We start from the raw sequence: 23111 nt of genomic DNA on the forward strand, positions 1-23111 counted from the left end.
CCGGCTCACCCCTTCGCAATCAGGTCATAACGGTTCCTTGGGCGGCTCAGTCCCAAATGCTCCCGGAAGGTGCTGCCTTCATACTCGGTGCGGAACAAGCCTCTGCGCTGAAGCTCCGGCACAACCAGCTCCAGGAACAGATCCAGACCGCCAGGCATATAGGGAGGGCAAACATTGAACCCGTCGGCCGCTTCATCCCGGAACCACTCTTCGATGATATCCGCTACCTGCTGCGCGCTGCCGACCACGAGCAGATGCCCGCGGACCGTGACGGTGAAGAAATAGAACAGGTCCCTGATCGTAATATCCTCGCGTCCGTTCGCCCCTCTGGCCAAATCGGCCCAGTGCAGCGCGGCTTCCGAAGCGGATAGGTCAGGCAGCGGATCCTCCAGCGAATATCCCCTCAGGTCGATTCCGATCTTATCCGAAAGGGGACCCAGATCGAAATCGGTCACCACCAGTTCGTTCAGCTCCGCATATTTGGCCCGTGCTTCTTCCTCCGTCCGGCCCACGATCGGAACCAGCCCGGGAAGGACCTTCAAATCCGAAGCTTCCCTTCCATACGCTGGCAGGCGCTCTTTCACTTCCTTGTAAAATTTCACGGCGACTTCTTTGACGTTCGTTCCGGTGAAGACCATGTCGGAGTATTGGGCCGCCAGCATTTGGCTGCGCAGGGAGGTTCCTGCCGTGATCAGCGGAAGCTGTCCCTGTATCGGACGCAGAATGTTCAGCGGCCCGGCGACGGAGAAGTGCTCGCCGACATGGTCCAGGGCATGCACCTTGCTGCCGTCGGCGAACACGCCGCTTGCCTTGTCCCGCGGAAGGGAGTCATCCTCCCAGGTGTCCCACAGCCCGCTGACGATTTCGATGAATTCCTCGGCATAGTCGTACCGCTTGGCGTTATCCCAATGCTTCTCCCGGCTGAAATTCAGCGCAGCCCGCGTATCGGAGCCTGTCACGACATTCCATGAGGCCCGGCCCCGGCTGAGATGATCCAGCGATGCCGTGAAGCGTGCGATGTTGTAAGGCTCGGCATAGGTGGTGTTCACCGTGCCGATCAAACCGATTTTATCCGTTGCCGCTGCCAGATAGGACAGCATGGTGAACGGCTCCAGCCGCGTCATTTGGGAAGGGAATAAATGCTGCATATCCGCGCTCGTGGCCAATCGGTCCCCCAGGAAAAAGAAATCGAACTTGGCCTTTTCAAGCTTCTGGGCGACCTCCTTCAGGAACTGGGGATCGTAAGCCCCGTCCGTTTTGCCTTCGGGCAGCCTCCAGCCCGCGGGATGATAGCCCGTCCCGAATAAGAACAATCCAAGATGCAATTGACGACGTTTTGAACTCATGGTTGTGTCACCTTCCTGATCCATATTGGTTATGGTTGATCATGATCATGCCGAATAGGTACTGGCGTTATATCTGCTTGATCCGCGGAATTCCTCCGTCAAGCGGTCGATCTCCTGCAGTTCTTCCTCTGTCAGCCGTTCATCCGAATGCTTCAGCGTATCCGCGATGTGCTCAGGCTTCGATGCCCCGACAATGGCTGACGTGATGCCAGGGCGGCTGAGCACCCAATTCAGGGCGAACTGCGGAAGCGTCCATCCCCGCTGTTCGGCCAGCGGCCGGATCCCCTCCACGACGGAAAGCGCATGCCGCTGGTTCAGCAGCAATCGTAACCGCTGCTCGCCTGCAGCTAGGCGCGAGTCCGTTGGGGGAGCTTCGCCCGCCCGATATTTGCCGGACAATATGCCCCGGCCGAGCGGACTGTACACGATAACCCCGACCTGCTCGGACTGGGCAAAGGGAATCAGCTCGCGTTCAATCTCTCTAGTAATGAGACTGTATTCCGGCTGTACGCTTTCGAACCGGCGAAGGCCATGCAGCGCACTGATGCCGTGGGCTTTGGCGAGCTGCCAAGCCGCATAGTTCGAGCAGCCGATGTAACGCACTTTCCCCTGCCGTACAAGATCCGTAAGCGCATCAAGCGTCTCGTCCAGCGGGGTTAACTCATCAAACCGATGTACTTGATAAAGATCGATATAATCCGTTTGGAGCCGGGCAAGACTGTTCTCCAGCGCACGGTAAATATGATAGCGGCTTTGGCCCTGGTCATTGATGCCGGGTCCGATGCGATTATGCAGCTTGGTTGCCAGGAGAATGTCCTGTCTTCGCTCCTTCAGCAGCCTGCCCAGAATTTCTTCCGATTCCCCGAGCTGCTTGACGTTTCCGTTATCCATGCCCGTGCCGTAAACGTCAGCCGTATCGATCAGATTGATGCCGGAACCAAGCGCTTGATCCAATACGGCGGCCGAATCCCTCTCATCGATCCAGCGCCCGAAAGACATCGTCCCGAGGCTTACCTCCGACACTTGAACCCCGGTTCTGCCCAGTGTTCTATACTGCATAATGCCAACCCCTCACTTTGCTAGATTCATAAAAAAACAACCGGAGACACCCCTCGGATCATAACTTGATCCAAGGATGCATCTCCGGTCGTCCGGTAGAATGTGCATCAATCATATTAGCGTTATAATTGTCATGTAGCCCTTAGAATCGAACGTCTCGTTCATCTCCGTTGGTTAGGTAGATAAACAAAGCATCTAATTCTATCATTTCCGATATGTTAAGTTGGATTATAACACCGTCTAATTTTGTCGTCAATTATTTTTCATGTTGGGTTTGCGGCCGGATCAGCCCGAGGTGATCTCGTAGCGTCCTGCCCGCATATTCCTCGCGAAACAGCCCCCGCTGCTGAAGCAGCGGGACTACGCGCTCCACAAACTGTTCGAGCCCGCTCGGGAGCAGAGGAGCCATTATGTTGAATCCATCGCAGGCCAAGCTGCGGAACCAATCCTCCATCATATCGGCAACTTGCCGCGCAGTGCCAACCATCGTCATATGTCCCCTCGACACCGCGTAATGCCGGCCGAGCTCCAGAATGCTCATCCCTGACTTCGCGGCCATATCCATAATCATGATCGCCCGGCTGCTGTTTCCTTCCCGCGGCAAATCGGGCAGCGGGCCGTCTGCCGGATATCCCGTCAAATCCGCATTCAGCAGCTGGGACACATACTTCACCCCTGCCTCCGGCAGAATGAGCTCGCTGAATGTCCGGTGATATGCCATGGCTTCGGCTTCGCTGTCCCCAAGGAAAACCTGCAGTCCCGGCAGAACCTTTACCTCTTCCCTCTCCCGTGCATACTCCATGAGCAAGTCCTTAAACTCGCGGTAATACTTGATCGCATCCTCCCTACTCTCGCAGGCCGTGAACACGACATCAGCCGTTCGAGCCGCCAGCCTTCTTCCGGCAGCCGAGGTTCCCGCTTCAATGATGACAGGCCTCCCCTGCGGAGATCTCGGCATGTTCAAGGGCCCTTCCACCCAGAAGTACTCGCCTTCATGATGCGCCCGATGAATCCGTGCCGTATCGGCAAAGACCGCCTTTTGCCGATCCAATACAAGGGCATCGTCCTCCCAGCCGTCCCATAATCCGGTCACGACTCGTAGAAATTCCTCCGCCCTTTCATACCGTTTTTCGTGCTCCATTAATACCGCCGATCCAAAATTGCGTGCCTCCGCATCCTTCGTGGAGGTCACCACATTCCAGGCGGCCCTGCCGCCGCTGATATGATCCAGCGTAGACAGACGCCTGGCCAATCCGTACGGCTCGTTGAAGGTTGTAGATGCCGTTCCGGCTAATCCAATACGTTCCGTCACCCCGGCGAGGCCGCTCAGCATGGTGAGCGCTTCAGGCTGCAGAAAGCTGACATTCGTCCGTAAATCCTCGATCAACGGGATCGAGTTGTTGTCCGCAAGGAATACCATATCGAATTTTCCGCGTTCGGCTGCTTGGGCGCAGCGTTTATAGAAATCGTAGTCCATCGCCCCGACCCCTGCCGAATCGGCATGACGCCATGCAGCGATATGATGGCCGTAATTCATCAGAAAAGCGCCTAGGATGATTTGGCGTTGATCTGAACCCATCACGTTCACTCCCCTCCGGTTTAGCTCTATAGATTCTTGATCTCGATGAGATTATCTACGTATTCACTGACATACTTGTTATCGTGAAGACGGGCTTGAACTTCCTTCTCCCATGTCACGGCTTCCCTCAAGGACGCAAGACCCGTCCCGATGCCATACCATGCCTCCACCTCATCCCGACGGATGGTGAAGGACCGGTCTTCAAACTTGAAGATCAGTGTATCCAAATTATCAATCATGGCAAAATTCGCAGTGGAATTATAGACCAGCGTTTGCTTCAGCATGTCCTCTTTCAGATCGCCGACCCTGGACTTGAACCGAAGCTCGGCCGTCAATTCCTCCGGATACAGCTGAAATGTGCGCTCAATGTCACGCATGGGAAGCGAAGCATTCAAATTGATCAGGTTCCCGGCATTGCCCATATATGGGCTGGCGAATTTCAGCGAATTCCGTATATCGTGTGTCAACGGATCATTTTGCTCCGCTTCATACTGAACCGCTTGTTCATGTGCCTTGGGCTTAATGTATCCCTCCAGCGCCACCATGCCCCCGATGCCGATAAGCAGCAGGACAACGATCAGCCAATTCTTTCTGCTCATGGTTCATTCACCTCAAGTTGAAACGTTAGTTTATAAGCTTTCTGTACCAGCAGCGGAATGATGACCGACGTCATCGGGATAACATACCGCATGACGGTCACGTAGAACGAATAAGGCCCATCGACCGACAGTTCTCGCCCAAACCATAAATCGCTGCCGTATTGAATCACGAAGGTATACATGGAGATAACCACGATAAATATCGACCACAGCCACCATGCCCACTTGCTCCATCGGTTCAATTTGCCTGCATTGATGACGGCTGTCTGCTTTTCATACCGTTTGAGATGCCGTGACATGGAAAGATACGCCGCACCGGTTAATGCAGCCAAACACAGGAGGAGCGTGTTCACCCATATCCCGTTTGGCAAAAACCGGGCCGGAATGGTAGCGATCCAGGCCAGCAAGGAATAAATAAGGGCGCTCTGAAGGAGGTCATGACGGAAACGGTAGCTGTAAATTTTCTGGTTGTCGTCAATCAGAGATTCGATGTCTTCCATATTTTCGATCGCCAGACTGATCGCCGACTGATATGCTATACCGTTCTCCATATAATCCGTGACCCGCGCCTCCAAATTGCTGAGAACCTCGTTCTTCAGATCGACAACTTCCTTGGTTTTGCGTTGATTCGCGAATAGGCGATCCACAAAAATCTCGAGGTCATGCCTGTTGGTCATTGCTACTTCAGCTCCTTTCCGTTTCCAATCAGAACATCGATAATCTCGCGTGCCGCCTTCCATTCTTCTTGGTTGCGCAGCAAACGCTTCATTCCCTCCTGGCTGAGATTGTAATATTTGCGTCTCCCGCCCTGAGTTTCTTCTCCCCAATAGGAGCGTATCAATCCCTGCTTCTCCAGCCTCCTCAGACTTGAATACAATGTAGGCTCCTTCAGTTCAAATCGATTCCCGCTTCGAATCGCGATCTCCTTAATGATCTGATAGCCGTAATTGTCTCCATCTGATAGCACATGCAAAATAAAGGTATCAATATTGCCGCGTATCAAGTCACTGTTATGTAAGGGTTCAATCAAATACCCGAACCTCCTAACGGATGGAATGGGTATAATATAACGCACATTACTATGCATGTCAAAGTAATATTACACGCATATATTCCATTACGCTCTTCTTTGGATTGACGGTTTGCGAGCGTCTACTATATAATTCTTGAAAGTTCTTCCTATTATAAATAGGATCCCATAGAATGCTGCGCAAGAGATCCCAGTATATCTATATCCCATCAGTACCCGCAGGAGGAAACGGTTTTGCTTCATAAATACATTCGACGTCTGAAATACTATATTCTCCGGACCCTTCGCATGCAAAATAGCGACCATCGGATCGCTCTCGGCTTTGCCGTCGGCTTCTTCCCTTGCTGGTATCCCACCTTTGGCATCGATCTGCTGCTGGCTCCGCTGCTGGCTCGCATGGTAAGGGGGAACATCCCCTCCGCCTTCCTTGCGGCCTCCGCAGGCTCCGTCTTGTGGCCGATCCTGTTCTATCTAAACTATAGAATCGGCGTGTTTGTGCACCTGTTCACTACGTTTCCGGCGACCTTCGAAATCGAAGATGCGCTCACGGTTCCCGTTCCGGAGACGGATTATATCGTTGAAACGGACCATTTCGGCAGGTTGGGCGACATGGGCGTTAACTTTCTCGTCGGCGCCTTGATCAACAGCGTTCTTTCTACGCTGATTCTTTACATTTTGCTGCGAATCATGCTCTCCGTCTACCGCAAACCCTTGCTCCACAAGATCAAAGAATCCATTCGCAGAGGAAAATCGAAGCCTTAGCCCGAAGCTCCCCCTGTAAAAGCGCCCGGAATTCTATTCCGGGCGCTTTTTTTTATACCGTTCAAACTCAAATGTCTCGGTCTATTCGTGATTTCCCCTTCAGCTCTGAGCCGTTATCTCTGGAAAATTCGGTATAAGTTGCTAAAAGTACGGCATTCTAAAGAGGATGCGCCTTACTATATACCGGCAAAGGAGGGAAGTTTCAATGAAATCGAAGGTACGGCCCGCGCTGCTCGATCCTGTTAAAATGCGGCTGGAACATTGCGAAGATGTCATCTACCAATCCTTGCGTCTCCATGGATCAACGTGTACCGTCATCTACATTGAGCCTATCGTGGATATCAGCACCCTGCATGAATACATCGTCAAACCGTTGATTAAGGAAGCCGCGAAGGTTCAGCATGATTTTCTTAATTTCATTGACCGCATGGATCGCGGAGACATGCTGTCGGTTCCGTTCGAGCGTTCTTCCTCGGCCGAGTATATTGCCGATATGATCGTTGAAGGCAGAGCCGTTGTGATTGTGGAACAATTGGCGGAGGCTTATTTGTTCGACATCGTCTTGTATCAGAAGCGGGCGGTTTCGGAATCTCAGAACGAGCTGGTCGTGAACGGACCGCAGGAAGCGTTTATCGAAGACATCGGAACAAATCTATCGCTGCTCCGGCACAAAATCAAACATACGGATCTCAAAACCGTGCGCTACCAGATCGGCGACTACTCCAAGACCGCCGTGTACATGGTGTATGTCGACGGTTTGTGCAAACCTGAAATCGTTGCTCAAGTGGACCGGCAGCTGAGCAGCATGTCCATCGACGGGACGTTTGGGATCAGCACCTTGTCCGAGCAAATGAAGGAAGGCGTAAAATCCCCCTTTCCTCAGTTTCAATACACGGAACGCCCCGATTCCGTTGCCGCGTCCCTACTTGAAGGCCGGGTTGGCATCATGCAGGACGGAACGCCGTCGGCGCTGATCGTGCCCGTCACCCTATTTTCCCTGCTGCAGTCGTCCGAGGATTATTATCACAGCTTCTTCTCCTCCAGTTGGATTCGGGTCGTCCGGTTCATGTTCGCGATTATTTCATTATTGATGCCTGCCCTGTATGTCGCTATCACAACTTTTCAGCCATCCATCATACCAACCGATTTGCTGATCACCTTAGCCGCATCGCGTGAAAACATACCGTTCTCCGCCTTAGCGGAGGCGCTGATCATGGAACTGACCTTTGAAGCGCTGCGGGAAGCCGGGACCCGTATCCCGAAGCCCGTCGGGCAGACGATATCCATCATCGGCGCCATTGTCATCGGACAGGCCGCGGTGGAAGCGGGGATCGTATCGAACCCCATGGTCATCGTGGTTTCGATAACGGGCATCGCTTCTTACATCATTCCGCACTTCGAGCTGGGGCTGGCGTTCCGCTTGCTGCGCTTTCCTATCCTCATACTTGGAGGAACGCTCGGTCTGATCGGCGTGTTTACGGCCGCCTTCCTGGTGTACGGACATATGGCTTCCCTGAAGTCGTTCAATACGCCGTACCTGCTGCCCGTTGCCCCTCTTGTCTTATCGGAATGGAAGGACACCTTCGTGCGGGCGCCGTCCATGCTGATGAAGAACAGGCCTAAAACCTATGCATCATCCAACAATTTAAGGAGACGAAAACGATAATGCTTCTACTCAAATGGTTGAAAATTCTGCTGCCATTATCGTTGTTGACCGGCTGCGGCTTCAACCTGACCAAGGTTGAGATCAACGAGCAAACCTTTGTATTTGCCATGTACGTGAATAAAAGCCAGAAAGACGGAAGCGTGGAAGTTACAATCAGCGCTCCCTTGCCGAACCGGCTAACATCCGGGCGGCAAGCAGGCGGGAAGGGCGGTGGAGATCCGTATGCCATGGTAACCAAATCCTCCACTACCGTGCAGGATGCCCTCCACTTGATCCAACGGGATCTGTCACGGCGCTTCGACTTCAGCCACACCAAGGTTGTTGTCGTAGGCAAGAGCTACGCAGAAGCCGGATTAGAGGAGCTGATGGATTTGCTCCAGCGAGAACCGACAACGAATATGAGTATTTACATCATGGTTGCGCCCGGAGACGCGAAAAAAGTCGCCGAGCTGACGCCGGTCTTTGAACAGATGCCTTCGGAGGTGCTCACTCGCTTTGCGGACCAGCACAACATGATCACTACAAACCTGAAGGATTGCCTCTATGCCGAATCGGCCAATCAAGGGTATGCCCTGACCTATTTGGCGGCCGGCATGAAGCCAATGGTTGCTGACCAGGAGAGACTGGAGCCGTGGACGGGAATTCAAGGCACGGCGCTGTTTCATCAACATAAGCTGGTAGCCACCCTTCCGATGGAAGAGTCGCTTGCCGTCAGTTGGGGAGTGAACGAATTAAAAGCCCCCCTGTATACCGTTTCATGGGATGAAAAAGGAAAAGCCAGCGCTTTCCTGATTTCAACCCGCTCCAGCAAATCCGTACGCATGGTCTCGGGCCATCCGATATTCACCGTCAAGCTGAGCGGGACAGGAGATGTGGTGTACAAAAAAAATCATAAGCAATTGGATACCCTTCAGGCGAAAGAGCTTATTGAGCATGAGCTCAATGAACTCATTGCAGGTCACCTCAGAAAGGCCCTCCATACCTCGCAGCGGGTCGGTGCAGACGTCCTGCAGCTCGGAATGCTGGTCGACTGGAACTATCCCGATCATTGGCAGAAGGTTCGCTCCAACTGGTCCGACTATTACAAGAACGAAGTGGAGATTCAGGTGGTTACCGACATCAAGATTCGAAACTTCGGGGCCGTACTCAAAAGGAATCCGAAATAAGGAGGCATGCCATGCTGGCTCTTGTGTTCCTCGTATACGCCTTGACGGAATGGTACTTCGCGAAGAAAAAGGTAAGGTCTCCCCGTGAAAAATGGACCATGCTCATTCTGATCCTTGCCTTTTCCGTCTGGAATGTTATCGCCTTGTACACTCACGAGTGGCTCACCCCCAACCATCTGATCATGCTGCTGTTCGGCTGGCTGGATGGGCTGTAACATCTAAAAAAACGAAAGGAGGTACAAACCCGCATGCGCAATACGCCTTGGCAGCTGTTCCGCTTCGGATTTGTCTATCTTAATGCCATACCTACGGGATTTCTGATCAGTCCCCTCTTGTGGAATTCGGCCTATTTGGGATGGGCCGCGATTCTGGGCGGTTATGCGATCAGCCTGATCTTCCTCTGGTTTATGCTGAAGGTCGGACAGTGGGATCCACGGAAACCCTGGATCGAATTCGGCAGCGCCCTGGTCAGCAAATGGATCCACTTTCCGATTGTCGCTTTGGTATTCTTCTGGTCAATCAATTACATAGGAATGGATATCGAAGGTTTCACATTATTCTTCGATACCAATTATATGCGGGAGTCCCCACAATGGTTCGTCCTCCTGATTGTGGGCCTTGTCGTGATGGTTACGGCTAGATGGGGCATGGAGACGATGATTTATATTTCCGACGGGCTGTTTCTCGTCATCGTCATTGCCATTGTGTCCATGAATATGTTTTTCTTTAAGGAAGCGCATTTCGATATGATGATTGCGATGGTCAGGCATCACAATTATGGTTCTGCGCTCATGGACAGCTTGTTCTGCCTTTCATTCTTCGCGGAATGGCTCGTGTTCCTCTTTCTGGCTCCCTATATCCAATTCAATAAAAAATCCTTTCGCAACCTTGCAACGGCGGGACTATTGGTCACGGTAGCCGTGATGCTCCAATGGGCTTCGGCCCTGCTGAATTTCGGACCCTATTTGGGGCGCGAGCTGCAGTATCCGCTCGTCGAACTAATGCGTGCAGCCAGCGGGTTCCTTGGCAATTCCGATCCGCTGATCATCGGGTTATGGAGCAGCTCGATGTTCTTTCACAGCGCCTTCCTCATCCACGTGAGCACTAGGTGTCTGGCGAAGCTCCTAAACCTGAAGCAGATGGACGGTCCGCTGATTGCGATCATCGGAGGAACGGCAATGGTGATTGCATACCAATACTCGCAAAATCCGATTCTCTTTCTCCAGGACTTCAATTCCTTCGGGATGGCGATGTTCTTTGTTCTTATGGAGTTAATCCCGATTTTCTATTGGGTCGCTTCCCTTTTCCGTAAACGCAAGCGTAGGCCAAAACCAAGACCAAAGCCTGATCATAAACCCGCTTGAGAGTCTTGAACTTGTAATGAACCGCCTTCCATCCTGTTCGTCTTTCGAAATTCAGCATGAAAAAGAGCGGCCGTCAGCCGCTCCCCTCTTACGGATCAACATGTTAAGGAGAAATTTTCTCGGAAAGTATGATAAACCTCCGATGTTTATGCTTTCTGATCTCGTCAAAAAACCAACATTTTATGTAAGCGCTTCCTACAAAAAGGTTCTTTTATTGTAAGCAATTGGCATATTATATAGTACAGTAGACCAGCTAAGCAAGGGTGGCAGCAGGAGGTGATCGGCATGGGCGTGAATGAAGCTTTGGCTTTAATGATTTCGTTCGCCACTCTGGTCGTTTCGATCCTTGCCTTCCATAATAAGAAATAGACCCGTCCTGGAACAGATGAATCTATTTCTTACGTCTGGTTGCAAGCAAATATCCACCTTGCGGGCGAAGATCTGCTGTACGAGGAGTCGGCGGCAACCGGCTCCTTTTGTGATACACAAAAATATCCTATTCCGGTTTTTGCGGATTTATGACTCGGCGACATCCATTACGTCTTCAGAATCGCCTGTACATCGGCTAAAATTTTCTCCATAAGTTTGGAGCTCTCCTCATACATTTTCTTGGCTTTCTTACTTTTCGTGCTGAGACTGAACAATTCCAAATCCGCCTGGCATTTCTTTAAATTTGCATACAAGAGCTTCCGTTCCTCGTTTTGGGGCACCTGGATCTGATCGTTATACAAATCGACGGTTAATTGTCCATAGGTATCGACTTGAGCAAGGTATACGTCCTTGATCCTTGCGCCCTGCTTGTCCAGCTCTTCCACCAGCCATCCATGATTGAAGCCCGAAACGCGCAGCGGTTCATCCATGACCTCGCCATCCATGATCACTACCTGCCCAGGTTTTTCCGGCGCTACCTGTATGCCTAGATCCTTGGGAGTCAAAGGCAAACTTTCACGCTTCTGCAGGACATTGATCTCACCGCTGGATTCCATGATGGCAAACTCCACGTCGGCGACCTGAAACACGTCTTTTTTGCGGAGCTGCTGCATCAGCTCGTCTGTCGACAGCCTTTCCTTCTTTAAATTATCTTCTAATATCTTGCCGCCTTGAATGAGCACGGTTGATTTAAAATCGATAAAATCCCTTGCCTTTTTGCTCTTGATTTGCAGGAATTCGATGAGAAGCGAGCAGGCAACCCAGACGCCCAGAGCCACGAGCCCTAAATACCAGTTTGCTTCCAGATCCAAGGATATATAGGCAGCTATGCTACCGATCGTGATCCCTGTTAAATATTCAAAAAAAGATAGCTGCGTCACCTGGCGCTTGCCAAGCACTTTCGTCATCAGGAACAGCACGACCACGGCACATACGGTTCTAAGTACGATTTCCAACCATTGAGGCACAACAACGACCTTCCTTTCGATGTAATGACATAGCAATCACTATATAGATTATTGTCAAATATCCTAATTGAAATCACACCATTATTTTCCTTGCCATGCTTCATGCATGTTCTTCTCCAAAATGCGTACATTATTACGCATGAAAGGAGTGATAAAAACCAATGACCGTAGCTTCCGATGTGAAAACATGCCTCTCATCCTTAAAAAGCGCTCAGGCCAGCCTTGAGCAATTTGCGCTGTCTACGCAAGATCAAAATGCCAAGGATCTGTTCACTACCGCGGCACAACAAACGCAGCAAGTCGTAGACCAAGTAGCCCAGCGGGTTCAGCAGCTTGAACAGGAAGAGCCTCAGTATAAAGGTTTCTAAGCATTGTTTTTTTGCTTTCTCCTATGCTGAAAGCCCATGCATACCTCCTATCTTTCCCGGATAGGAGGTTATTTACATTGTGTTATTTTTTATTGAGTTATCATCACCATCAGGGTAAAGTGTTAATAACGGAGACTGTATATAAGGGGGTAAATTCTATGAATAATGGTATGCGTCCTATCGATGTCATCACGTTCGGCGAATCGATGGGATTATTATATCCCGAAGGCACACGGGGCATTGGCCAGGGAGGAACCATGGCCCAGTCCTTCGGCGGCGCCGAAAGCAACCTCGCCATCGGGCTTTCCAGGCTTGGCTGCAGCAGCGGATGGTTCGGCCAGCTCGGCAACGATCCGATCGGAACCGGCATTTTGAAAACGCTTCGAGGTGAAGGGGTCGATGTTTCCAGCGCCAGACAAACGGATGCTGCACCGACCGGTCTTATGCTGAGACAGAACGTTCGCGGTCAATCCTCCGTCTATTACTACCGCAAAGGCTCTGCCGCCAGCCAAATGACGCCGGACCATGTAGACTCCGAATACATAGCCAAGGCCCGCATCCTCCATTTCACGGGCATCACCGCCGCCTTAAGCAGCAACTGCCTGGAGACGATACGGCATGTCATTTCCGTATGCAAAACGCATGGCGTCCAGATCAGCTTTGATCCGAACCTCAGGCTGAAGCTGTGGAACATTGAGGAGGCTCGCCCCGTATTGCTGGAGCTTGCCGAAAGCTGTAATTATTTCCTCCCTGGCTATGATGAATGCAAGCTGTTGTTCGAAACGGAAGACGAGCAGGTGATCCTGGACCGTCTGCGTCAGCTCCCCGGCATGTCCGTGATCAAGAGTTTCGACGGAAACAACGTTATTGTTCGGGAAACCGGGACCTACTCCCTTCCTTTTGAGCGCGTGGATAACGTAGTGGATACCGTTGGCGCGGGAGACGGCTTCTGCGCAGGCTTCCTGGCAGGCATCGCCAAAGGCTGGACACCGGAAGAGGCCTTGTCCCTAGGCGGATTAACCGGATCCCTGGTCATCCAAGCCCCAGGTGACTGGGAAGCGCTTCCGACCTGGGAGGAAGTTCAACAGCGGCGAGGAAATGCCGCCCATATCGAACGTTGACCCGCTATGATTGGATATCAAGCCATCATCTAATAGAATGCATAGATTAAGAAGGAGTGTATAACATGAAAAAATTGAAACTGATCGAACAGATCCATCAGGCTGGCGTTGTCGCGGTCCTGCGCGGCGATTCTCCCGATGAGGTTGTAGAGATTGCCAAACGCGCGATTGAAGGCGGGATCAAGGTCATCGAGGTGACCATGACCGTACCGTTCGCTACGGAAGCCATTACGACGTTATCCAAAATGTACTCTTCCAAAGACCCGCAAGCGGACAACTATGCCATCATCGGAGCCGGTACGGTTCTGGATGCAGAAACGGCCAGAATCACGATCCTGGCCGGTGCCGAGTTCGTGGTCTCCCCAGGGTTCGACCGCGATACGATTATGCTCTGCAACCGATATCGCATTCCGGTCATGCCGGGTGCCGTTACCGTCCATGATATCGTGGCCTCGCTTGAGCTTGGAGTCGATGTCGTTAAGCTCTTCCCGGGTAATCTGTACTCTCCGTCCGTCATACCTTCTCTGAAGGGCCCGCTGCCGCAGGCCAATATCATGCCGACCGGAGGCGTGAATCTGGACAATCTGCATGAATGGATCAAGGCCGGGGCATTCGCGGTCGGAATCGGGTCCGATCTGACCAAAGACGCGCTTAAGAGCGGAGACTTCAATTTGATTACGGAGAAGGCCCGTGCTTATATCCACGCCTTTAAGGAAGCTCAAACCTCCCATAAATAATCTTAATGCACATGCCGTAGTAGTTCATAGATGGCGTTCGCTGCATGTTCATCTTCATAAATAACAGACAAGCCTATCAAGTCGATCTTGATAGGCTTGTCTGTTATTAGATCCTTCTCTTTCCGAACCATCGTTTCTGTGTAATCATGCCCGTTGTAAAACCGCCTGCAACAATCGTCAGAATGGAGTACACAAAGGTGCTTCCCGAGAGCAGAACGCCTCCGAATCCGATGATGACGGCATCCATCAGCAAAATAATGACGCCTACATTCAATGGCAAATACCTTGCCAGAAAATGAGCCAACAGATCCGTTCCGCCCGTGCTTGCATCATTCCTCAGCATCAATCCTAGCCCGGCCCCGATCAACGCACCGCCTATGGGCGCGCTGATAATCACATGGGGAGCAAAAAAACGCAAAAAATCCGTTTGCAACGGGGAGAGCAAATCGATGACAAACGAAGATATCAGCATGCCTGACAGACTATTGTAAAAGATTTCGCGATTTAACATCCAGGCGGCGATAAACATGGGGATGCTGCACAAAATGATTACGAATCCGATATGTAGGTCAAACACGTAGTTGGCGATCAGAGCAATCCCGATAACTCCGCCATCCAGAACTTTATGCGGGACAAGAAAAAAATTGGTCCCCATCGCGATCAGAAAGCTTCCGATCACGATAATGACATGTTTTCGAAATGACAGCATATCCCACATCTCCATTTATAAAGGCATGTCTTATTCATATGCTTGTCATTTCGAAAAATTGCGAACTCGCTGTCCCGCATTTGAAAAAAAATTCCATCGGAATGTCTATCGCTTATTCGGCTTTTACATAAAGCAAACGCTCGGTGCGCGCCATCACTTTGGTTTTCATATACGGATGATTCTCATAGCAATAATCCACGAAGTACCCCGGCTTCTCTCCATTCCATGGAAAAATATCGTAATGCATCGGAATGGTCAAATCGAATGCCGACGCTGCGGCAAGTTCCGCGGCTTCCCGGAAGCCCATGTTCCCGACGATGCCGTCCTTCCGGCGGAAGGCATCTCCCCCATTGATCGGCACCATCCCGATATCAATGGAGTGCGCCTGCAGCCTTTCCACCAATCCGGGATAGACTACGGTATCTCCCGCATGGTAGATCAACACGCCCTGGATGTCCACCAGGTAACCGACAAATCGGTGTCCAAACTCTTCATGCTCATCCAAGGTCTCGTGGGCAGCCGGAATCGCCATCAGACGAAAGCCGTCAAACTGCTGCCATTCATCGCATACGGCCGCAAACAGCCGCTCCGGCGCCACGCCGGCACCGCGCATCGCTTCATGGCAGCATGCCGGCGCAACAAACGCTGTTTCCGGATTCTGTTTGGCGATGACCGCAATCGTTCCGAGATCCATATGATCATCGTGCTCATGGGTGATCAGGACCATGTTTGCATTCGTAATATGCTCCGGCTGCAGCGGAGCCGGAAACGCGCGCTGAAATCCCGCTTTGCGTTCCAGGTCGGCTGACATATAAGGGTCGATATAGATGACGACCTCCCCGCCCTTCAGGACAACGCTCTCCTGACCCAAAAACCAAACGGCCGCCATCCCATCGGTTGTAGACGTCCGGTTGATTTCATCGATCAGCTGCTCCGGCCCCCGGCTGCTGCTGTTCTGTTCTCTCATCTCTGTCCTCTCTCCTTCCTGTTCCTAACATGACTCGATTATACCATGACGTACCCAGTAGAAATCCGGATGTTCATAGATTCTGTTCCCCAAGAGAATCGCGGATCCTCCGTTGATTCCCGCTCGGCACACCATTCCTAAGCGTTCTCATATCAGAAAATCAGGGCCTGCCGTCATAAGAAAAAACGGGTCGAAGGTAAGTTAATGGCTCACCCTGAACCCGTGTAATTGAGTCTATTTTCGTTCAAGCGGCTTCTTCCAAACGCCAAGCAGCACACCCGAGATCGCCGAACCAATGAGAACCGAGAACAGGAACAGGAGCGCATGATTGGCAAGAGCAGCGACAAAGATTCCCCCGTGCGGGGCCGGAACGTTGATGCTCCACAGCTGCGTCAGCCCGCCTGCCACCGCGGAACCGAGTATACAGGATGTTAGTACGCGCAGCGGGTCGGCCGCGGCGAACGGGATCGCCCCCTCCGTTATGAAGGAAAGGCCCATCACATAGTTGGTCACGCCAGATTTGCGTTCCTGCTCCGTGAACTTATGCTTGAAGAACGTCGTGGCCAGAGCAATGGCCAGCGGAGGCACCATCCCGCCGGCCATGACCGCAGCCATCATGGCTCCGTTCGTGTTGCCGCTGGATGTGAATACGCCGATCGCAAATGCATACGCCGCTTTATTGAAGGGACCGCCCATATCAATCGACATCATCCCGCCCAGAATCAGACCGAGAATCACCGCGTTGCCGGTGCCCAAATTGTTAAGAATATCAATCAGGCCGAGATTGATCCAGCTAAAGAACGGATCGAACAAGTAGAACATGATCGTTCCGGTAAAAAGCAGGCCGACGACCGGGTACAACAGAATCGGCTTTAAGCCGTCAAGCGCTCGGGGCAGCCCCGCAAACGCTTTGCGCAGCAGGATAACCACGTAACCGGCCAAGAAACCTGCCGCAAGACCGCCAAGGAACCCCGAATTGGAATTGAGGGCCATCAGGCCTCCGACCATGCCGGGCATCAACGCCGGACGATCGCCTATGCTGAGCGCTATGAAGCCCGCCAGAACCGGAATCAGGAAGTGGAAGGCACCGTCTCCTCCGCCGATCGTTTGCAGCAGCTGGAAGAGCGGATGATCCTCGCCGGCGAGCTGCTCGATCAGGAAGGAGATGGCCAGAAGAATGCCCCCGCCCACGACAAACGGCAGCATGTGCGAAATACCATTCATCAGGTCCTTATATACTTTCGTGCCTATGCTGCCCTTCTCCGCGTCCTTCGCCTTCGGCTCACCGCCGCCATCGCTGCGGTAGATCGGCGCCTCGCCGCCCATCGCCCTGCGGATCAGCTCCTCCGATTTGCGGATGCCGTCGCTGACAGGACGCTGGAGAACGGGTTTTCCGTTAAAGCGGGCCATCTCCACGTTTTTGTCGGCGGCAATGATGACGCCTGAGGCCCTGCGTATTTCCTCTTCCGTCAATACGTTCTGCGCGCCCTCCGAGCCGTTCGTCTCCACCCGGATTTCGACGCCCATCTCCTGGGCTTTCTTCTTAAGGGCGTCTTCGGCCATAAACGTATGGGCAATGCCGGTCGGGCAAGCCGTTACGGCAACCACAAACGGAGTCGAGGCCACGGCAGAAACATCCCGTTGGTCAGCTTGGGCTGCAATGCCGGATTCCCGATGCTTGTTCTCCGCTTCCTTTTGTGCGGCTTCCCTTTTTTTGGCCGCTTCCCTCTCAGCCTTGGCGTCTTCTTCAACCGCCTGCTTGGAGTCGAATAAAGCCGTGACCTCCGCCGGCGTCTCCGCCTTCATCAACTGCGCGATGAATTCCGCATCGATCAGCAGCCTCGATAACGCTGCAAGGGTACGAAGATGCGTATTCCCCGCTCCCTCGGGAGCGGCGATCATGAAAAAAACATGCGCCGCCTCACCGTCCAGCGCTTCGAAATCCACGCCCCCACTGCTCTTGGCAAACACGACGGTCGGCTCGTTAACCGCTTTCGTCTTGGCGTGGGGCATCGCAATGCCGCCGCCGATCCCCGTACTGGATTCGGCTTCACGCTTCAGGATCATCTCTTTAAACAAAACCGGATCGTTGATCCGCCCGCTGGCGGCCAGACTCCCGATCAGTTCATCGATGGCAGCCTCCTTCGTGACCGCCTTCAGATCCATGATCATCGTTTCTTGTATCATTAAATCCGTAATTCTCATGTGATTCACACTCCCTTGAAATCTTCGTGGTGACAACCGCGCCATAACCGCCCATTACCGGTTATTCGATGTGAAGCGGCTCACCACTCCGTGATCCTAACCAGAGGAAGCAGCTCATCAATCGCTTCCCTTGCCGCCAAGTCGTCCGAGAACGCCGTAGCGCTTCCAGAGGCGACCCCCGTCCGGAATGCCTCGATCGGGCCCTGGCCCTTCGCAAGCGTGCCGACGAATCCGGCAATCATCGAATCGCCGGCACCGACCGAATTCCGGACGGTACCCGGCGGAACATGGGCGTGATAGACCCGATCGGCCGTGATGAACAGCGCCCCTTCTCCGGCCATGGAAATCAGGACATGCTGCGCGCCTTTCTCAAGCAGTCTCCGTCCGTACTCCACAAGCTGCTCCCTTGAGTCAATGACAACGCCGAACAATTCGGCCAACTCGTGGTGGTTCGGTTTCACAAGGAGCGGCTTATAGGCCAATGCCCTCAATAGAGCCTCACCGGTGGTATCCATGACGAATTCGGCGCCGCCCTTTCGGCACGCTTCGATCAGACGGCCATAAAAGTCCGAACCCAGCGAAGGCGGCACGCTGCCTGACAGCACAACGATATCGCCGGCTTCAAGCTGTGACAGCTTACGGAGCAGCTCTTTGGTTTCGTCTTCCCGGATATCGGGTCCCAAGCCGTTGATCTCGGTCTCTCCGCCATGCTTCAGCTTAACGTTGATGCGGGTATCGTCCGCGATGTTCACGAAATCCGTGCGGATTCCTTCCTTGCCGAGCATCTCGTCGATATAACGGCCGGTGAAACCGCCAAGAAAACCGATAGCCGTATTATCGGCTCCCAGCTGGTTCAGCACACGCGATACGTTAATTCCTTTCCCGCCCGGAAACTTCATGTCCCGGGTCATTCTGTTCAATCCGCCAAGCTCGATATGCTCAACTTCCACGATGTAATCAATGGAAGGATTCAGTGTAACCGTATATATCATCATGATCCCTCAATTATTTTGGTTTTCTGTGAAATGACCTTCTTCCATGATTCCGGCAAGGACTCCGTAATCAGCGTCGCTTCGCTCAGGTCCAGCAATTTGGCGAAGGAAACCTCTCCGATTTTGCTGGAATCCGCAAGGACGTAACTGGAAGCGGACAGCTGGTGGGCCCGCCGCTTGATCAAGGCTTCTTCCGGATCGGGGGTGGTGTAGCCCATCTCCGCATCCACGCCGTTCGTGCCCAGAAAGCACCGGTCAAAACGGAAGTTGTCCATATTTTGCAGCGCGATGCTCCCGATGACGGCTTTGGTATGAATCTTCATCATGCCGCCCAGCAGATAGCTTTTGATCCGCTTGCTGACCAACGCTTCGATATGGGATAAACCGTTCGTGACAACCGTGACGTCTTTGGCGTCGATGAACGGAATCATGGCTAGCGTGGTCGTACCCGCATCCAGGTAAATGCTTTCTCCATCCTCAACCTGTGCAGCAGCCAACCGGGCAACCGCGTTTTTCTGTTGAATGTTTTTGAACGTTTTTTCCTCGATTCCAGGTTCTTGTATCTTTGGGCTCGGCAGAGCAGCTCCGCCATGAATACGCTTTAGCAATTGACGTTCTTCAAGGTCGATCAAATCTCGCCTTACCGTCGATTCCGAAGCTTCAAGCAGTTCAACCAATTCCTGCAGCTTCACGACACCGCGCTGTTGTAAGCGCTCTAATATCATTCGGTATCTTTCTTCCGTCAGCATAATGAATCCCCCTCTACAGCATATAGTATCATATTCGCCTCAAAAAACAATCTAAAACTTTCAAAAACATTCATAATCATTCAGGAAATTGATGAATGATTTACCATCCTGGCAAGCTGCCAAGTTGGACGGTTTTCTCTTATGGATGACCGTTTGCCCCATAGCAAGCCGAGAAGCGTCGAAACATCTCATAAACGTTTGTAACCTGCTGCCTCTACGCTATATACTGGTAACTAGGAAACTCTCACAGTATAGAAGAGGTGACATGAATGGACCAACTGAAAGAAGCCTATGAGCGGCTAGGTCTGCCGGAGGATGCAACCAAGGAACAGCTTGACGACCGGTATACGCTGCTCATGCGCCAAACCCGTTCGCATCAAAGGCGGGAGCCGGACCGGGCGGAAGAGATCGAAGCCGAGTTTGCCGAAATCACCAAAGCCTATAAATTCATCCTGGAAGAAGAGAACCGCAAAGCTTTGGAAGAGATGAATCAGAAACGGTACGGCAAATACAAGAGGTTTGCCGGGACGGCGGAGAAAACCGACCATTTCTTCCGTTATTATAAATTCCACGTGCTCGGCGGCATTGCCCTGGTGGGCGTTCTCATTTATATCGTGATCAGCATTTTCAACCATCAGGCAGAGAAGGAACGGCTGGCCAGCCTGCCCCCGGTTGACCTGGAAGTCATGTTCCTCGGTTCTTACATGAGCCAGGATGGCGGACAGGACCTTAAACCGATCGAAGACGCGATTTTGGCCCAATTTCCCGATTGGAAACGCGTAACCGTTAACATTAACTACGTGCCTCCCCTGGATTCCAACAATCCGCAGGATGCCGCCATGCTGCAAAAGGCACTGCTGGTGCTGTCCACCGAACGTCCCGACCTGTATATCATGGATCAAACCGCCTTTGATTGGATTGGCAATCAAGGCATGGTACGCCCGCTCGAAGCGGAAGTCGAAGGCGAGTTGAAGGAACTGCTTACCCCGGAAATGCTGGTGAAGGGTACAAATGAGGAAGACGGCGCGGAGCATGTGTATGCCGTGGATATTATGGGCAGCCCGCTTGGCGAAGAACTGCCCGTCATGAAGAAAGAAATGTTTGCGGGGATTCGCGAAGGCACGGAACGCGATGCGAATGCACTGCGATTCATTAAGCAATACTTGGAGACGTCCAAGTAACGTCGGACCCCCTCGAATATCGATACAGCCCCTGCTGCTTGGCCTTATGGCCAAACGACAGGGGCTGTTTGCATGACATTATCGATTAACAATCGAGCTCAAGGATGTAAAAGCATGTGTAGCAAATCCTTCGGAAGGTTCGCGGTGAGGGTTATTTACGCGGAATATATAACCCTGTCCGTCAAACTCATCCACAATGTACATCTTCGTGAGGCCCTCGCCTTCGCCTATCATATACACGGATGCATCCTTCAAGACTTTGTGCCTTTCACTGCCCTCAGCTTCATGGACTTTGCCAACCTCCGCAAGCTCCTTCTCCGCCTCAAGCTTGAGTATGTCCGCGTTGTAATCCGAAGGCAGCCTCGTAATCTCGACGTAATAATCCTGGTCCACATTCATGGTCAGCCTGTTGGTCTTTGCATCGAAGGAAAAAATATCGAATATATACAGCGCGTAGCCGTCACCCTCGGCCAGTTTGGCTGTTTTGGTTTCTTTCATGCCCTCCAGCTCCAACTCGAAATCCTTGGTTTCCGGAAGCTGCGCGTTCTCGGAACCCGAGCCGCCGCCTTCGTCGTCCACCGTCAATTTGATGAGGATCAACTGCTTCAAATCTGCCCCGCCTTCAACCGGCTGTTCCCTGTACTCATAGGAGACGGACTCTTCTCCCTGAAGTTTGGATATGATCCGATCCATCCCCTCGCCCAGCCGGAATGCGGTCGGACCATCGACCGTCTCGATTTCGACCGAATTGTTGTCGATTTGACCTACGTAAGTACCGGTTCCTTGCTTAATCTCATACTTGGGCTCCTCGACCGGATTCGGATCCGCCGGCGGCTGAGAAGTCGGGCCTTCGCCGCTGCATGCCGTCATTGCCATGAGCAGCATAGCTGCGGCAGATGCTGTGATTATTTTGCTCCAACGCTTTCGCTTTGCCATATAACCACCTCCATTATGATTAACGGGAATCCTGGGGTTAATGTTGCACAATTCCCGCTTTTTGGGCGATTCCTTCGCATTCGCGTTCAAAACGACAAGAGCATTTCCTTTTCTGATCAAACAAGGTATTCTAGTAGTAATACAGACTCAAATAGTTGATAAAGGGAGATGTTCATGCCTGGTAAAATTAGAATTTTTGCTGACAGCACCTGCGACTTACCACCTTCGTGGATAGACGAATATAATATCGGCATCGTTCCGCTCTACGTCGTATTCGGAGAACAATCCTTACGGGATGGAGTCGATATCACACCGGAACAGTTGTATGCCAAAGTCGATCAGATCGGCAGCCTGCCCAAAACAGCGGCACCTTCTCCGTCCGACTTCATTGCGGCCTTCTCGCCTTCGATTGAACAGGGTGAGGATATCCTGTTCCTCAGCATTTCGTCAGAGCTTTCTTCCACCTACCAAAATGCGTTGATAGCTGCAGGCGAGCTGCCCGAAGGGCGGGTTACCGTGTTTGATTCGCGCAATCTTTCCTCCGGCATCGGACTGCTTGTTATGAAGGCTGTTCACGCGGCCAATGAAGGCTCGTCCATACCGCAAATTGTGGAGCTATTAAGCCGGACCGTAAACGAAGTGGAGTGCGAATTCGTTGTCGATACGCTGGATTATTTGTATAAGGGCGGACGCTGCTCCGGCATGCAAAACATCATCGGCAGCCTGCTCAAAATCCGTCCGGTGATCAAAGTCGTGGACGGCGGCATGATCCCGGCTTACAAGGTACGCGGCAAAAAAGAAAAGGCGCTGGATCAAATGATTCAGAATGCACTGGCTCAAGTGGATAAGATGGACAATGATCTGATCGTTGTTGTACATACCATGGCCGAGGAGGAAGCCCGTTTCCTGCAGAAGGAACTGCAGGAAAAGACAGGCGCACGACAGGTCAGCATTTCTACGGCCGGCTGCGTCATTTGCAGCCACTGCGGTCCTCAAACCGTCGGACTGATGTATACCAAGAAGCCATCATAAAATTGTTTATATCCGAAGACAGTTCTGCTTTGTTGTTCTCTGCTGCAGGACTGTCTTTTCTGTCCTTCGTCTAAGCAGAACGTTTAGGAACTTATTAAACGAGCCGCCAATAGGTTACACATGTCCAGCCTAGACTAAAGTCTAGG

At 52.2% G+C, this 23111-nt stretch carries 24 protein-coding genes; 11 read left to right on the forward strand and 13 right to left on the reverse strand.

The features are described from left to right. Window positions 1-5: 5 nt before the first annotated feature. From RB297_RS25260 to RB297_RS25285, 6 genes are all read right to left on the reverse strand, one after another. Window positions 6-1346, reverse strand: a complete 1341-nt coding sequence (locus RB297_RS25260) for an LLM class flavin-dependent oxidoreductase (protein ID WP_096776378.1) — start codon at window positions 1344-1346, stop codon at window positions 6-8. A gap of 45 nt (window positions 1347-1391) precedes the next feature. Next, window positions 1392-2405 carry an aldo/keto reductase gene (locus tag RB297_RS25265; RefSeq protein WP_277746768.1) on the reverse strand — a complete coding sequence of 338 codons (1014 nt, stop codon included), beginning with the start codon at window positions 2403-2405 and terminating at the stop codon, window positions 1392-1394. Between the two features lie 256 nt (window positions 2406-2661). After that, window positions 2662-3984, reverse strand: a complete 1323-nt coding sequence (locus tag RB297_RS25270; protein ID WP_375121740.1) for an LLM class flavin-dependent oxidoreductase — start codon at window positions 3982-3984, stop codon at window positions 2662-2664. 26 nt (window positions 3985-4010) lie between these two features. Beyond that, window positions 4011-4583 (reverse strand): DUF4825 domain-containing protein, encoded by a 573-nt coding sequence (locus RB297_RS25275; protein ID WP_096776381.1) that lies wholly within the window; start codon window positions 4581-4583, stop codon window positions 4011-4013. Then, on the reverse strand, window positions 4580-5260 hold the full coding sequence (locus RB297_RS25280) for a permease prefix domain 1-containing protein (RefSeq protein ID WP_096776382.1): 681 nt from the start codon (window positions 5258-5260) through the stop codon (window positions 4580-4582). The genes RB297_RS25275 and RB297_RS25280 overlap by 4 nt, the downstream gene beginning before the upstream one ends. A gap of 2 nt (window positions 5261-5262) precedes the next feature. Next, the gene (locus RB297_RS25285) at window positions 5263-5613 is read right to left on the reverse strand and encodes a PadR family transcriptional regulator (protein WP_090909122.1); all 351 of its coding nucleotides are present in this window, start codon (window positions 5611-5613) and stop codon (window positions 5263-5265) included. Between the two features lie 234 nt (window positions 5614-5847). On the opposite strand from RB297_RS25285, the gene RB297_RS25290 reads away from it, so the two are divergent. From RB297_RS25290 to RB297_RS25315, 6 genes are all read left to right on the forward strand, one after another. After that, window positions 5848-6375 (forward strand): DUF2062 domain-containing protein, encoded by a 528-nt coding sequence (locus RB297_RS25290; RefSeq protein ID WP_009595805.1) that lies wholly within the window; start codon window positions 5848-5850, stop codon window positions 6373-6375. 205 nt (window positions 6376-6580) lie between these two features. Beyond that, complete coding sequence (locus RB297_RS25295) at window positions 6581-8041, forward strand: spore germination protein (protein ID WP_096776383.1); 1461 nt, start codon at window positions 6581-6583, stop codon at window positions 8039-8041. Then, the gene (locus RB297_RS25300) at window positions 8041-9207 is read left to right on the forward strand and encodes a Ger(x)C family spore germination protein (protein WP_096776384.1); all 1167 of its coding nucleotides are present in this window, start codon (window positions 8041-8043) and stop codon (window positions 9205-9207) included. The genes RB297_RS25295 and RB297_RS25300 overlap by 1 nt, the downstream gene beginning before the upstream one ends. Window positions 9208-9218: 11 nt before the next feature. Next, entirely contained in the window at window positions 9219-9422 is a 204-nt protein-coding gene (locus RB297_RS25305) for a hypothetical protein (protein WP_096776385.1), read from the forward strand. Window positions 9423-9455: 33 nt separating this feature from the next. Further along, window positions 9456-10571: a GerAB/ArcD/ProY family transporter gene (locus RB297_RS25310; RefSeq protein WP_096776386.1), complete on the forward strand. Its 1116-nt coding sequence runs from the start codon at window positions 9456-9458 to the stop codon at window positions 10569-10571. A 285-nt stretch (window positions 10572-10856) separates the two neighbouring features. After that, entirely contained in the window at window positions 10857-10940 is an 84-nt protein-coding gene (locus RB297_RS25315) for a putative holin-like toxin (RefSeq protein WP_223260591.1), read from the forward strand. Between the two features lie 167 nt (window positions 10941-11107). Here RB297_RS25315 and RB297_RS25320 read toward each other — a convergent pair whose 3' ends face one another. Then, the gene (locus tag RB297_RS25320) at window positions 11108-11968 is read right to left on the reverse strand and encodes a DUF421 domain-containing protein (protein ID WP_096776387.1); all 861 of its coding nucleotides are present in this window, start codon (window positions 11966-11968) and stop codon (window positions 11108-11110) included. Between the two features lie 161 nt (window positions 11969-12129). Between RB297_RS25320 and RB297_RS25325 the strand changes: the two genes are divergently transcribed. From RB297_RS25325 to RB297_RS25335, 3 genes are all read left to right on the forward strand, one after another. Continuing rightward, on the forward strand, window positions 12130-12336 hold the full coding sequence (locus RB297_RS25325) for a DUF1657 domain-containing protein (RefSeq protein WP_009595791.1): 207 nt from the start codon (window positions 12130-12132) through the stop codon (window positions 12334-12336). Window positions 12337-12494: 158 nt separating this feature from the next. Beyond that, window positions 12495-13457, forward strand: coding sequence for a sugar kinase (locus RB297_RS25330; protein ID WP_096776388.1), 963 nt, complete (start codon window positions 12495-12497; stop codon window positions 13455-13457). 65 nt (window positions 13458-13522) lie between these two features. Further along, window positions 13523-14194, forward strand: coding sequence for a bifunctional 2-keto-4-hydroxyglutarate aldolase/2-keto-3-deoxy-6-phosphogluconate aldolase (locus RB297_RS25335; RefSeq protein ID WP_096776389.1), 672 nt, complete (start codon window positions 13523-13525; stop codon window positions 14192-14194). Between the two features lie 106 nt (window positions 14195-14300). Here the strand turns inward: RB297_RS25335 and RB297_RS25340 are convergent, their stop codons facing one another. The 5 genes from RB297_RS25340 to RB297_RS25360 all read right to left on the reverse strand — a co-directional run bounded on the left by RB297_RS25340 (window position 14301) and on the right by RB297_RS25360 (window position 19816). After that, on the reverse strand, window positions 14301-14903 hold the full coding sequence (locus RB297_RS25340) for a YitT family protein (RefSeq protein ID WP_036659917.1): 603 nt from the start codon (window positions 14901-14903) through the stop codon (window positions 14301-14303). A gap of 112 nt (window positions 14904-15015) precedes the next feature. Next, on the reverse strand, window positions 15016-15870 hold the full coding sequence (locus tag RB297_RS25345) for an MBL fold metallo-hydrolase (protein ID WP_096776390.1): 855 nt from the start codon (window positions 15868-15870) through the stop codon (window positions 15016-15018). A gap of 234 nt (window positions 15871-16104) precedes the next feature. Further along, window positions 16105-18075, reverse strand: a complete 1971-nt coding sequence (locus RB297_RS25350; protein ID WP_375121741.1) for a PTS fructose transporter subunit IIABC — start codon at window positions 18073-18075, stop codon at window positions 16105-16107. A gap of 80 nt (window positions 18076-18155) precedes the next feature. Then, window positions 18156-19067 (reverse strand): 1-phosphofructokinase, encoded by a 912-nt coding sequence (pfkB, locus tag RB297_RS25355; RefSeq protein WP_375121773.1) that lies wholly within the window; start codon window positions 19065-19067, stop codon window positions 18156-18158. Beyond that, complete coding sequence (locus tag RB297_RS25360; RefSeq protein WP_375121742.1) at window positions 19067-19816, reverse strand: DeoR/GlpR family DNA-binding transcription regulator; 750 nt, start codon at window positions 19814-19816, stop codon at window positions 19067-19069. Before RB297_RS25360 ends, pfkB begins: the two co-directional genes overlap by 1 nt. 269 nt (window positions 19817-20085) lie before the next feature. Between RB297_RS25360 and RB297_RS25365 the strand changes: the two genes are divergently transcribed. Then, window positions 20086-20997: a J domain-containing protein gene (locus tag RB297_RS25365; RefSeq protein WP_213579606.1), complete on the forward strand. Its 912-nt coding sequence runs from the start codon at window positions 20086-20088 to the stop codon at window positions 20995-20997. Between the two features lie 78 nt (window positions 20998-21075). Here the strand turns inward: RB297_RS25365 and RB297_RS25370 are convergent, their stop codons facing one another. Beyond that, entirely contained in the window at window positions 21076-21933 is an 858-nt protein-coding gene (locus RB297_RS25370) for a hypothetical protein (RefSeq protein ID WP_375121743.1), read from the reverse strand. 174 nt (window positions 21934-22107) lie between these two features. Between RB297_RS25370 and RB297_RS25375 the strand changes: the two genes are divergently transcribed. Next, window positions 22108-22965: a DegV family protein gene (locus tag RB297_RS25375; RefSeq protein WP_015737093.1), complete on the forward strand. Its 858-nt coding sequence runs from the start codon at window positions 22108-22110 to the stop codon at window positions 22963-22965. The last annotated feature ends 146 nt before the right edge of the window (window positions 22966-23111 follow it).

Source organism: Paenibacillus sp. CR_12 (assembly GCF_041953985.1).
Classification (GTDB): Bacteria; Bacillota; Bacilli; order Paenibacillales; family Paenibacillaceae; genus Paenibacillus_AQ; species Paenibacillus_AQ lautus_A.